5 protein-coding genes are annotated in these 13089 nt (G+C 68.6%); 3 read left to right on the top strand and 2 right to left on the bottom strand.

The annotated features are described in order from the left end of the window. Window positions 1–5: 5 nt before the first annotated feature. Window positions 6–1139, bottom strand: coding sequence for a branched-chain amino acid ABC transporter substrate-binding protein (locus IFT60_RS22160; protein WP_229511085.1), 1134 nt, complete (start codon window positions 1137–1139; stop codon window positions 6–8). A gap of 69 nt (window positions 1140–1208) precedes the next feature. After that, on the bottom strand, window positions 1209–1694 hold the full coding sequence (locus IFT60_RS22155) for an Lrp/AsnC family transcriptional regulator (protein WP_192055808.1): 486 nt from the start codon (window positions 1692–1694) through the stop codon (window positions 1209–1211). 148 nt (window positions 1695–1842) lie between these two features. On the opposite strand from IFT60_RS22155, the gene IFT60_RS22150 reads away from it, so the two are divergent. The 3 genes from IFT60_RS22150 to IFT60_RS22140 all read left to right on the top strand — a co-directional run bounded on the left by IFT60_RS22150 (window position 1843) and on the right by IFT60_RS22140 (window position 13018). Continuing rightward, the gene (locus tag IFT60_RS22150) at window positions 1843–3402 is read left to right on the top strand and encodes an aminotransferase class V-fold PLP-dependent enzyme (RefSeq protein ID WP_192055806.1); all 1560 of its coding nucleotides are present in this window, start codon (window positions 1843–1845) and stop codon (window positions 3400–3402) included. 158 nt (window positions 3403–3560) lie between these two features. After that, window positions 3561–12164 carry a glycoside hydrolase family 94 protein gene (locus IFT60_RS22145; RefSeq protein ID WP_229511083.1) on the top strand — a complete coding sequence of 2868 codons (8604 nt, stop codon included), beginning with the start codon at window positions 3561–3563 and terminating at the stop codon, window positions 12162–12164. Further along, window positions 12161–13018 (top strand): outer envelope protein, encoded by an 858-nt coding sequence (locus IFT60_RS22140; protein WP_192055804.1) that lies wholly within the window; start codon window positions 12161–12163, stop codon window positions 13016–13018. The genes IFT60_RS22145 and IFT60_RS22140 overlap by 4 nt, the downstream gene beginning before the upstream one ends. Window positions 13019–13089: the final 71 nt, after the last annotated feature.

The following is a 13089-nucleotide window of genomic DNA, read 5'->3' as shown; positions in this document are numbered from 1 at the left end:
AAACCTCAGTAACTTGCCAGTGGCGCCAGCGCGCTGTTTTTGAACGTGTAGACGGTGACGGCGGTCTTTTTCAGGTTGCCCTTGTCGTCGTAGCCGTAGCTGCCGACCACGCCCTGGTGGCTCAATGTACGCAGCTGTTGCGCCACCGCTGCCGGATCGAGGCTGTTGGCCGCTTTCATCGCCTGGGCGATGAACATGGTCTGGTCATAGAACGAGGGCGCGTAGACGTCGGGCTCGCGCTTGAAGCGCGCCTTGTACTTCGCCAGGAAGGCCGGACCCGCGGGCTGCTTGGCGATGATGGCGCCGGCCTGGGCGCAGCGCACGTTTTCTCCAACGGCCGCGCCGCCGAGTTTCGCCATCTCCGGACTGCACAGCGTGTCGCCACCGAGCAGCGGCACGTTCAGGCCGAGCGCCTTCATCTGGCGCACCATCGGCGCCGCCTGCGGCGCATAGCCGCCGAAGAAGATGGCGTCGACCTTTTTCGCCCGCAGGGCGGTGAGGATGGCGGCGAAATCGCTGGCCTTGTCGTTGGTGAATTCGTGGCCCGCGACCTTCATGCCGGCGGCCTGCGCCTGGCGCTTGAATTCGGTGGCGATGCCGGTGCCGAAGGCGGTGCGGTCGTCGATGACGCCGACATTCTTCAGCTTCAGCTCGCGCGCGGCGTAGTTCGCCATGGCGCCGCCGACCTGCGAATCGCTGGCGACGATGCGGAACACGCCCTTGTAGCCGCCTTGCGTGATCTTCGGATTGGTGCCGACCGTGGACATCAGGGCGCCGGCATCGTTGTAGACCCGCGAGGCGGGGATCGCGACGCCCGAATTGTAGGGGCCGAGCACGAACTTGACGCCGCCATCGACCAGTTTTTGCGCGACCGTCACGCCTTGCTTGGGATCGCCGGCATCGTCTTCGGACTGTAGCGCGAAGCGCAGCGTTTTACCCGCCACCTTGATGTTCTGGGTGTTGAGTTCTTCGACGGCCAGGCGCACGCCGTTTTCGTTGTCCTTGCCGGCAAAGGCATTCGCGCCCGAGAGCGGGCCGGTCACGCCAATCTTGATGGTCTGTTCCTGCGCCAGCGCCCCATTCGAGGCGCACAGCAGCGCGGCCAGCGCCAGCGGCGCGAGGTTCATTGTTGATGGCATCAGCCTGTCTCCGTTAATAGTACGAACGGCCGCAATCATCGCATACAACGACAGCCCGGTGCGACTGTCTCAGGCAGGCAAGCCGTGCGCGATCAGCTCCAGCGGCAGGGCAGTCGTGCACTTGATCTGCTCCATCGAGAAGGCCGAGGAGACGCCGCTCAGTTGCGCGGTCTTGATCAGCTTCTTGTAGAAGCGGTCGTAGCCGGCGATGTCGGTGGTGGCCACCTTCAGCAGGTAATCGACGTCGCCGCTCATGCGGTGAAATTCCAGCACTTCGGGCAGCGCGACGACGGCGGCGGCAAAGCGCTCCAGCCATTTTTCATCATGTTCGGGGGTACGCACGCTGACGAACACCGTCACCGGCAAGCCGACCTTCTGGCGGTTGACGATGGTGACGCGGCTTTCGATATAGCCCTCTTCTTCGAGGCGCTTGACGCGCTTCCAGCAGGGGGTGCTGGAGAGGCCGACCTTGTCGGAGAGGCCCGAGATCGACAGCGTCGCATCGGCCTGGAGTGCGGCAAGGATCGCACAATCAAACTTGTCCAGTGAATTCATTTTAATTATGGGTCACTAATAGAACAAACATGCTTTAAAAACTGTTTTTAATAGCTTATTTAGAACGTGCTTTCTGCCATATCTTCGTAAGATATTGCTTAACAATAACACGATCTGGGATCGTGTTTATTAGATATTGAGATTTATTATGAATATTGAAATTTACCTCGACGCGAATGCGACGTCACCGGTGCTGCCGGCGGCCATTCAGGCTGCGCAAGCGGCGCTACGCCAGTGTTTCGGCAATCCGAGCAGCAGCCATGCGGCCGGCCTGCGCGCGCGTGCGCTGCTCGACGACGTACGCAGCCGCGCCCGCCGTGTGCTCGGCGTGCAGGACGGCCGGGTGATCTTCAACAGCGGCGCTACCGAAGGCATCCAGACCGCCGTGCTGTCGAGCCTGTGCGCGCTGCGCGCACGGCGCGCGGCCGGGCTGCCCTGCGGCGACCTGCTGTTGTACGGCGCGACCGAACACAAGGCGGTGCCGGAAAGCCTGGCGCACTGGAACGCGCTGCTTGGCACCGGCTTGACGCTGCAGGCGCTGCCGGTCGACGCCGGCGGGCGCCATCGTCTCGACGTCTTGCGCGAACTGGCGCCGCGCACCGCCTTGCTGTGCACGATGGCGGCGAATAACGAAACCGGGGTCGTGTCCGACCTCGACGGCATTGCCGCCGTGCTCGAAGAAACCGGCAGCGCCGCGCTGTGGATGGTCGACTGCGTGCAGGCGCTCGGCAAGCTGCCACTGGCGCTGAGTAAAACGCGCATCGATTACGCGCCGTTCTCCGGCCACAAGCTGTACGCGCCGAAGGGCATCGGCATGCTGTACGTGCGCGACGGCGCTCCCTACACGCCGCTGCTGTGCGGCGGCGGCCAGGAAGCGGGCCAGCGCGCCGGCACCGAGAACATGGCCGGCATCGCCGCACTCGGCGCGGTGCTGCGCGCGCTGGAAGAGGGCGCTACATTCCGCAGTCATGCGCAGCTGCTTGCCATGCGTGCGCGGCTGGTGGCGAGCCTGCGCGCGGCCTTTCCCGGCATTGCATTCAATGCCCCTTTCGACCACGCGCTGCCGACCACGCTCAACTTCACGGTGCCGGGCAGGTCGGGCAAAGCGCTGCTCGACCTGTTCGATGCCGCCGGCATCCGCGTCAGCGCGGGGTCGGCCTGTTCGGCGGCGCAGGCCGCGCCCAGCTATGTGCTGGTGGCGATGGGACTGCCGCACGAACGCTGTGCGAATGCAGTGCGCATGTCCTTCGGGCCGCTGGCGGACGAGGCGTTCATCGACGCGGCCTGTGCACGCATCGCGCGTTGCGGCCAGGCGCTGCTGGCGCCGCCACCCGCCGCCTGTCCGGTAACCGGATCGGGCGCCATGCCTGCCGCGCCTGCGCTGCCGGCGTCGGCAGTGGCGCCATGCGCACTGGATGCGCAGGGATTGGCGATCTTCCTCGATGCGCACCCGAACGCGCTGCTGGTCGACGTGCGCGAAGCCTGCGAGCACGCGCTCGGCACACCCAGGCTGCATGGACGCGCGGCCTACAGCCTGCCCTTGTCGCGCCTGCCCGAACACGCAGCCTGGCTGGGGCGGGAGACGCGCCCGCTGGTGTTCTTCTGCCGCAGCGGCAGCCGCAGCGCCCAGGCGGCGCGCATCGCCGGCGAACTGGGGCACGCCACCGTGCGCCACCTCGCCGGCGGCCTCGCCTTGCTTGTACCCTGATGGCGCCCTGATCCGGGCCGGATGACAGGCACGCCCGTGGCGCGTTTGTAACCGTCCCGCCTGTGCGTTCGTCAACGCACAGTCTCTCCCTTGATGAGGTTTTAGCATGGTGCCAGCCGTGCGACGGGTTGCGCGCACGCCCATCATCGAGGCTTCTGTTGAACGACGAATTGCACACCAAGGCCGACGCGCCGCGCGCGGGGCAGGCGCCCGTCCGCGATGCCAGCGCCGCGGACGGTGCACCGCTGCGCGCGGCGCGTTTCGACGCCGCGCAGATGGCCGACCACGGGCGCCGCCTCGCGGCAGTCCACACGCTGGCGCCGCAGGAAGGCCCCGGCCGCCTGCGCGCGCGCCTGGACGAGAATGCGGCGGCCATCAGCGCGGCCTGTAGCACGCTGGCGGCGGGCGCCGATACGCCCGCGGCCGCCGACCTGTTGCTCGATCACTACCACCTGGTCATCGAGGGAATCCATAGCGCACGCCTGCAACTGCCGCATCGGTTGCCGCTGCTGGCGGCGCCGGCGCAGGCCGCGGGTACGCCGCGCGTCTACGAACTGGCGCTCAATCTGGTCGCCCATGGCGACGGCCTTGTCGAGGAAGACAGCCTGGCGCGCTTGATCGCCGCCTACCAGGAACACGCCCCACTGACGCTTGCCGAACTGGAGGCAATCCCGCTCATGCTGCGCCTGGCGCTGCTGGAAAACCTGCGCCGCCTGACCGTGCGTCTCAACGAGCGCGTGCTGCAGCACGCCCTGGCCGACGCATGGGCCACGCGCCTGCTCGAGACCGCCGCGCGCCGCCCCGGCGACCTGGTCTTGCTGATGGCCGACATGGCGCGTGCCCAGCCTATGGCGCCAGCCTTTGTCGCCGCACTGGCGCAGCGCCTGCAGGGGCAGGGCGCGCCGCTGGAGCAAGTGCTGGAATGGATCGGCACGCGCCTGGCAGACAGCGGCGATACGCTCGACGTGCTGGTGCGGCAGGGCGGCGAAGAGGCGACGCTGGACGCCGCCTCGCTCGCCAACGGCCTGGCCAGCCTGCGCCTGCTCGCGCGCATCGACTGGCAGGGTTTTATCGAAACCGCCAGCGTGGTCGAGCAGGCGTTGCGGCGCGATCCCGCCGGCGTGTACGCGCACATGGATGGCGCCACGCGCGGCCTGTACCGGTGCAGCGTGGAACGCCTGGCGCAGCGCAGCGAACAAGGCGAAAGCAACATCGCCGCCATGGCCCTGGCGCTGGCCGAAGGCGCAGCGGATGCGCGCAGCCGCCACGTCGGCCATTACCTGGTCGGCGCCGGCTTGCCCGCATTGCAGGCGCAACTGACGGCGCCGCCGGGGGCCTTGTTCGCACTGCGGCGCGCGGCGCGGCGCCGGCCGCTGCTGTCCTACCTGGGCGCGATTGGCGCTTTTACCCTGCTGTTCACGGCGGCATTGCTGGTGCATGCCTGGCAAGCCGGCGCCGGCGCGGCGCTGTTGATCGTGCTTGGTGTGCTGGCCGCCGTCGGCGCCAGCCAGCTGGCGGTCACCCTGACGAACCTGATGGTGGCGCGCCTGGTCGCGCCCCGTCTCTTGCCGCGCATGGATTTCAGTGGCGGCATCCCGCCGCAGGCGCGCACGCTGGTCGCCGTGCCGGCGCTCCTGCACGACAGCGCCACCGTCCAGGCATTGTGCGCGGGGTTGGAGTTGCGCTACCTCGCCAACCGCGACCCGCAGCTGCGCTTTTGCCTGCTGACCGATTTCGACGATGCGCTTGACGCGACGGTGTTCGGCGACGCCGAGCTGCTGGAAGAGGCGCGCGCCGGCATCGCCGCGCTGAATGCGCGCCATGACGAGTGCCCCTTCCTGCTGCTGCACCGCCCGCGCGTGTGGAGCACGAGCGAGCAGGTTTGGATCGGCCGCGAGCGCAAGCGTGGCGCACTGGCCGACCTGAACGCTTTCTTGCGCGGCGGCGCGCACGAACGCTTCATGCTGGTCGAAGGCGGCATTGACGAATTAAGCAGCGTGCGCTACGTGATCACGCTCGACCCCGACACCGGGCTGCCGCCCGACAGCGCGCGCCGCATGGTGGCCGCCATGGCGCACCCGCTCAACCAGCCGCAGTTGGACAGTGGCGGACGCCGCGTGGTCGCCGGCCACGCCGTGCTGCAGCCGCGCGTGACGAGCGCGCTGCCGCGTGCGCGCGCCTCGCTCTACGAACGCCTGTGCGGCGCCAGCCCCGACACTGGCGCGAACGTCTACCAGGACCTGTTCGCAGCAGGCTCGTACATCGGCAAAGGCATCTACGAAGTCGACACATTCATGCGCGTGCTGGGAGGGCGCCTGCCCGACAACGCCGTGCTGTCGCACGACCTGCTCGAAGGCTGTTACCTGCGCAGCGCCGCGCTGGGCGACGTCGCGCTGACCGACAGCTGTCCGGCGCACTACAGCGACGCCATCGCGCGCCGCCACCGCCGGGTGCGCGGCGACTGGCAGCTGGCAGGCTGGCTGCGCGCAACCGTGCCAAGCGCGGGCGGCGGGCGCGAAGCGAATCCCTTGCCGCCGCTGGCGCGCTGGAAGCTGCTCGACAACCTGCGCCGCAGCCTGGTGGCGCCGGCACTGACAGCCATGCTGGTGCTGTGCTGGGCACTGTTGCCGGGACCGGCCTTCTGGAGCGCCGCCGCGTTATCGGTGTTCTTCCTGCCCGCCTTTTTGACGATCCTCGTCGGCCTGGCCGACAAGCCGCGCGCCATGCCCTGGCGCCAGCACGTGCCCCACTGGGCGCACGGCGCGGCGGGCAGCCTCGCGCACGCCGTGATGGACACCGCCTTCCTGCCGCACGAAGCCTGGTACAGCATGCACGCGATCGCGCGCACCGGCTGGCGCATGCTGGTTTCGCGCCGGCGCCTGCTGCAATGGAAGGCGTCCAGCCTGGTGCGCGCGAGCACCGACGTCGAATCGGCCTGGCGCAGCATGTGGTTCGCGCCGCTGCTGAGCGTGGTGGTTGCGGTGCTGCTGACCTTCCTGCACCCGTTCGCCCTGTTCGCGGCGGCGCCTTTGTTACTGTTGTGGTTCCTGTCGCCGCTTGTCGCCTGGTGGGTCAGCCTGCCGTTCGAACGGGAGGCGCCCAACCTGTCGCCCGACCAGACCCGCTTCCTGGCGCGGCTGGCGCGCCGTGGCTGGCGCTATTTCGAGGATGTGGTGAATCCCGCCACCAACTGGCTGCCGCCGGCCGGCGTGCAGGAGTTCCCCGAACCGCTGCTGGTGCACACGACCGCGCCGACCCACATCGGCCTGTCGCTGCTGGCCAGCTTGAGCGCCTGGGACTTCGGTTTCATCCCGCAATCGAGCGTGCTGGCGCGCGTGCGTGGCGCGTTTGCCAGCATGGCGCTGCTGGAACGCCATGCTGGCCACTTCTATGCCGGCTACGACACGCGCACGCTGGCGCCGCTGCTGCCGGCGCGGGTGTCGACCGAGGACAGCGGCAACCTCGCTGCTTACTTGCTGACCCTGGCGAGCGGTATCGATGGCCTGGCCGACGCGCCGATCGCCGGCGTGCGTTCGATCGAGGGAATGCGCGCCACCCTGGACGTGCTGGAAGAGCACGCGCAAGGCGCCTCATCTCCGGTGCGCCGTGCGCTCGACGCCTGCCGCGACGCCTTCGATGCGCAGCGCTGCCGCAACGGCGACACCCTGCCGGGGCTGGCCGAATGCCTGCAGGCGGCGCTGCGCGCGGCGGGGGCGCTGACCGCCGCGCTGCCGGAAGATGCCGACGCCAACCTGCGCAACTGGGCGACGAAACTGGAGGAAGACTGCCGCGCCGCCCACGACGACTTGCTGCTGCTCGCGCCCTGGATGCGCGCGGTGCAGGAATACGTGCTCGACGCCAGCCTGACGCGCATCCCGACGCTGCGCGAACTGGCCGCCTGTTCGGTGCGCGCTTCCAGTGCGGGCGATACGGAGCAGGCACTGGCGCAAATGGTGGAAGAGGGCGCCGCCACCGCGCGCGAACGCCTGGCCGAGATCGAGGTCCTGGCCGCCTGCGCGCGCGAATTCGCGGACATGGATTTCGATTTGCTGTTCGACCCGGCGACCCGATTGCTGGCGCCTGGCTTCGACGTCGGCGCCAACCGGCGCGCGCCCGGCGGCATCGACCTGCTGGCCTCGAACGCGCGCCTGGCCAGCTTCATCGGCATCGCCCGTGGCCAGCTGCCGCAGGCGCACTGGCGCGCGCTCGGGCGCCGGCTGTCCCTCGTCGGCGACACGCCAGTACTGTTGTCCGAGCACGGTGCGCTGCACGACCACCTGATGCCGCAGCTGGTCATGCCGGGCTTGCGCCGCACCCTGTTTGATCGCAGCAGCCGCGCGCTGGTGCGCATCCAGATCGACTACGCGGCGCGCCACGCCATTCCCTGGGGTTTTACGCAATCCGGCTACAACAGCCTGGACGGCGCGCTGCACTACGAATATCGCGCGTTCGGCGTGCCGGGTGCCGGGCGCGGGCGCGGTCTCGGCGACGACCTGGTGGTGGCGCCGCACGCGTCATTGCTGGCGCTGCTGGTGGCGCCGGAAGCGGCATGCGCCAACCTGGAGCGGATGGCGGCGTTGGCTGCCGGCCCCTATGGCTTGTACGAGGCAATCGATTACACCGGGTCACGACGGCCGCGCGGCCAGCGCCATGCGCTGGTGCGCGCCTACCGCTCCGATCACCAGGGTATGGGCTTGCTGGCCCTGTCGTCCCTGCTGCACGGGCGCCCGATGCAGGCGCGCTTCGCGGCCGACCCACAATTGCGGGCGGCGCTGCCGCTGTTGCAGGAACCGGTGCCGCCAGTCGCCGCCATCGAAGCGGACGATTTTGCACCGTTGGCGCAGCGCGGTACGCCGCCACAGGCGCAGCTGCCGCTGCGCACGGTCACGCGCGTCGGCCTGGCGCAGCCGCAGGTGCAGCTGCTGTCGAACGGCCGCTACCACGTGATGGTGACGAGCGACGGCGCCGGCTACAGCCGCTGGAACGAGCTCGCGCTCACGCGCTGGCGCCTGGACGCCACGAGCGGCGACTGGGGCCTGTTCTGCTACCTGCGCGACCTCGACAGCGGCGCGGTCTGGTCGAGCGCCTGGCAGCCGACGCTGGCCCAGCCCGAGCACTACGAAGCTACCTTCCCGGAAGGACGGGCGCAGTGGCTGCGCCGCGACCACGGCATCGAACTGTTCACGGAGATCGTGGTGGCGCCGGACGACGATGTCGAGTTGCGCCGCACGCGCATCAGGAATTTATCTGACCGCGCGCGCCGCATCGAGCTCACCAGTTATACCGAGCCGGTGCTGGCGCCGAGTGCGGTGGATGATGCCCATCCCGCCTTCAGCAAGCTGTTCGTGCACAGCGAGATCGAAGCCGCGCATGACGCCATCCTCTGTATGCGCCGGCCGGGTGCGCAGCAGGAATCAACACCCTGGCTGGTCAACGCGATGGCAGTACATGGCGCCGCCGGCACGATCTCCTTCGAAACCAGCCGCGCGGATTTCATCAAACGCGGCCACGGCAACGCGCTGCCGGCGGCGCTGGTCGAGACCACGCCCCTGGACGGCGCCGCCGGCACCGTACTCGACCCGGCGCTGGTGAAGCGCCGCAGCCTGACGCTCGCGCCCGGGGACGAGGTCACGGTCGACCTGGTCCTCGGCGTGGCCGCGAACCGCCTCGAAGCCCTGGCGCTGGCCGACAAATACCGCGAACGCGAAGGCGCCGACCGTGTCTTTGCATTGGCCCCGGCCCGTGCCACAGCTGCGCTGCAGGACGCCAACACGAGCGAAGCCGACAGCCAGCTGTATGCGCGCCTGGCCGGCGCCGTGCTCTATCCGGGACGCGCACTGCGCGCCGAGCCCGGCCTCATCGCGCGCAACCGCCGCGGGCAATCGAACCTGTGGCCGTACGGGATTGCGGGCGACCTGCCACTGGTGCTGGTGCAGGTCGATGACGCGGGCGGCCTGGCGCTGCTGCGCCAGCTGCTGGGGGCGCACGCCTGGTGGCGTGCGCGCGGGCTGCACGTCGACCTGGTGATCTGGTGCGGTGAAAACGCAGCGGGCGAGCGCTCGCTGCACGCACAGGTGCTGGAGACAATCGGTGCTTCCGAGCGCGATCGTCCGGGCGGCGTGTACGTGCAGGTACATGACCAAGTGCCGGAAGAAGACCGCATCCTGCTGCAGGCAGTCGCGCGCGTGGTGCTGCCGAACGAACGCGGCAGCCTGGCCGAGCAACTGCGGCGCGTGGAGGCGCAGTTCGCCCCGGTATTGCCGGCGCTGCGCACCGAAGCGCCACCGCCCGCTGCCGCCCCAGTGCAGATGCCCGGCCCGGAACTCCTGCTCGACAACGGCATCGGCGGCTTCAGCCCCGACGGGCGCGAATACATCATCCGCACCAGCCCCGGCCGCCCGACACCGGCGCCCTGGTCGAACGTGCTGGCCAACCCGCGCTTCGGTTCGGTCGTCTCGGAAAGCGGCCAGGCGTATACCTGGAGCGAGAACGCGCGCGAACTGCGCCTGACGCCCTGGGAAAACGATCCCGTCAGCGACCGCGGCGGCGAAGCGTTTTACCTGCGCGACGATGCCAGCGGCGTGTTCTGGTCGCCGACCGCGCTGCCGGCACCGTCGGGCGGCGCCTACCTGTCGCGCCACGGCTTCGGCTACAGCGTCTTCGAGCACAGCGCGCATGGCATCCATTCCGAGCTGTCGACCTTTGTCGCCCAGGACGCGCCGCTGAAGTACACGGTGCTGCGCATCCGTAACGACAGCGGCAGGCAGCGGCGGCTGTCGGCCACCGGCTATGTCGAATGGGTGCTGGGCGAGCTGCGCGCGGCCTCCTGCATGCACGTGGTGAGTGAACGCGATGCAGCCAGCGGCGCGCTGTTGGCACGCACTGCCTGGAACAGCGACTACGCCGACCGTACGGCCTTTTTCCACGTCGACGCCGAGGTCAGCGCCTTTACCTGCGACCGCAGCGAATTCATCGGCCGCGGCGGCCATCTGCGCCAGCCGCAAGCGTTACGGGCCGCCGGCCTGTCCGGCAGCGTCGGCGCCGCGCTGGATCCGTGCGCGGCGCTGCAGGTGGCTTTCGTGCTGGCGCCGGGCGAGCAGAGGGAACTGGTGTTCATGCTGGGCGCCTCTAGCGGCGATGCCGCCGAACTGGTGCAGCGTTACCGCGGCAGTGTCGCGGCGCGCGCGCTGCGCGAACAGGTACACGCCTACTGGGAAGAGACGCTGGGCGCGGTGCGCATCGCCACGCCCGACCCGAGCCTGGACGTGTTGGCCAATGGCTGGCTGCTGTACCAGACCATCGCCTGCCGCATGTGGGCGCGCAGCAGTTACTATCAATCCGGCGGCGCCTTTGGCTTCCGCGACCAGCTGCAGGACGCGATGGCGCTGGTGCACACGCGCCCGCAACTGCTGCGCGCCCATTTGCTGCTGTGCGCCGCGCACCAGTTCGTCGAGGGCGACGTCCAGCACTGGTGGCATGCGCCGTCGAACAACGGCGTGCGCACGCGCTGCTCCGACGATTTGTTGTGGCTGCCGCTGGCGACTTGCCGCTACATCCGCGCCACCGGAAACCTTGCCGTGCTGGGCGAAACGGCGCCCTACCTCGAAGGGCGCGCGTTGGAAGAAGGGGAAGAGTCGTATTTCGACACGCCGCGCGTGGCGCAGCAGCATGGCGACCTGTACCAACACTGCGTGCGCGCGATCCGCCACAGCCTGCGCTTCGGCGAACACGGTCTGCCGCTGATCGGCAGCGGCGACTGGAACGATGGTCTTGACCGCGTCGGCGACAAGGGCCGCGGCGAGAGCGTGTGGCTGGGCTTTTTCATGATCGAAGTGCTGCAGCGCTTCGCCGAACTGGCCGACCGCCGCGCCGACTACGGCTTCGCCACCACCTGCCGCGCCGCTGCCCAGGCGCTCACCACCCAGCTGGAAAACCACGCCTGGGACGGCGAGTGGTACCGGCGCGCCTGGTTCGACGACGGTACTCCGCTCGGCTCGAAAGACAACGACGAATGCCGCATCGACCTCGTCTCGCAGAGCTGGAGCGTATTGTCGGGTGCGGCCGGTCCCGAACGCGCGGCCCAGGCCATGGCGGCGGTCGAGGCGCGCCTGGTGCGGCGCGAAGCGAGACTCATCCAGCTGTTCGATCCGCCTTTCGAGGCCGGCAGCCTGAATCCGGGCAGCCTGCGCGCCTATGCGCCCGGCCTGCGCGACAACGGCGGCCAGGCCACCCATGCCGCATTGTGGGGCGCGATGGCCTTTGCGCGCATGGGAGAAGGAGAGCGCGCCTGGGAACTGTTCGACATGCTCAATCCGGTGCGCCTGGCCGCCACGCCGGAGGATTGCGAACGCTACCGGCTCGAGCCGTATGTGGTCGCCGGCGACGTGCTGGCCGCGGCGCCGCATGTCGGGCGCGGCGGCTGGAGCTGGTACACTGGCTCCGCCGGATGGATGTACCGGCTGATCGTCGAATCGCTGCTCGGCATCGAGCGCATCGGCGAGCGGCTGGTGCTGGCGCCGCAACTGCCGCGCGGCTGGCCAGGTTTTACGCTGCAATACCGCTACCGTGCCACCACCTACGCCATCGACGTGCGCGCCGCCACCAGCCCGGCCTTGCTGGTCGATGGCGTCGACGTCGGCGGCGACACGGTGCAGTTAATCGACGATGGCCAGGCGCACCACGCCCTGCTGCACGTCGTGCGCCGGCAGCAAGGCGCCGGCGCGGCGGACCATCAACAACCTCATTCAAGAACGATCACATGAAAAAAATCCTGTTGGCCACTGGCGCCACCCTGTTGCTATCCTGCGGCGCCGCGAGCGCGGCCGACTGGAGCGACACCTCGATCAGCTGGCGTTACGGCACCCGCTTCGCCGAGCCTTTCAATCCGGAGCACATCAGGAAGCACATCTTTGCGCTGACCCACGCCAGCGGCTACAAATACGGCAGCAATTTTTTCAACGTCGACCTGCTGCAGTCCGATAAAACCGACCCGGCTTCGCTGACGCAAAACGAGGGCGCCCAGGAAGCCTATGTCGTCTACCGCCACCTGCTCGACATCGGCGCCCTGCGCGGCACCGAGAAGCGCTATGGCCCCGTCAAAGGCGTCGGGGTCACCCTCGGCTTCGACTGGAACACGAAGAACGACGTCGGCTACAACTCCCGTAAACGCATGCTGGTCGCCGGTCCGACGCTGATGTGGGACGTGCCGGCCGGTTTCCTGAATACGAGTCTCCTGGTGCTGCGCGAATCGAATGCGCCGAGCGGCGCCTTTCCTCCGATCGCCAACGTGAATGGCCGCTACACCTACGATACCCACGCGGCGCTGTCGGTGAACTGGGCGATTCCCGTGGCCGAGCGGCTCGCGTTCGAGGGCTATGGCATGTTCATCGCCGCCAAGGGGCAGGATGAAGTCGGCCTGGGCACCGGCGCCGAAACCAACATCGACATGGCGCTGATGTACGACGTGGGTGCTCACTTCGGCCAGCCCAAGAACCGCTTCCGGGTCGGCCTCGAATACCAGTTCTGGAACAACAAGTTCGGCAATACCCGCGCCACCACGGGCGGGCGCGGCCAGCGCGCCAGCACGCCGATGGTGCGCGCCGAATACCATTTTTGAACGCGAGCGGCAGCCAGTGCAGGCCGCTGTCCTTTTATCAAAAAATATATAATTATTAGCAACTAATGCGC

Origin of the sequence: Massilia sp. CFBP 13721 (genome assembly GCF_014842025.1) — a bacterium.
Classification (GTDB): domain Bacteria; phylum Pseudomonadota; class Gammaproteobacteria; order Burkholderiales; family Burkholderiaceae_D; genus Telluria.
This window is presented reverse-complemented; position numbering and strand designations above follow the sequence as displayed.

Coding starts and splice junctions, on each gene's coding strand:
- IFT60_RS22155 (WP_192055808.1), bottom strand. CDS start 1,694: ATGAATTCACTGGACAAGTTTGATTGTGCGATCCTTGCCGCACTCCAG.
- IFT60_RS22140 (WP_192055804.1), top strand. CDS start 12,161: ATGAAAAAAATCCTGTTGGCCACTGGCGCCACCCTGTTGCTATCCTGC.
- IFT60_RS22160 (WP_229511085.1), bottom strand. CDS start 1,139: ATGCCATCAACAATGAACCTCGCGCCGCTGGCGCTGGCCGCGCTGCTG.
- IFT60_RS22150 (WP_192055806.1), top strand. CDS start 1,843: ATGAATATTGAAATTTACCTCGACGCGAATGCGACGTCACCGGTGCTG.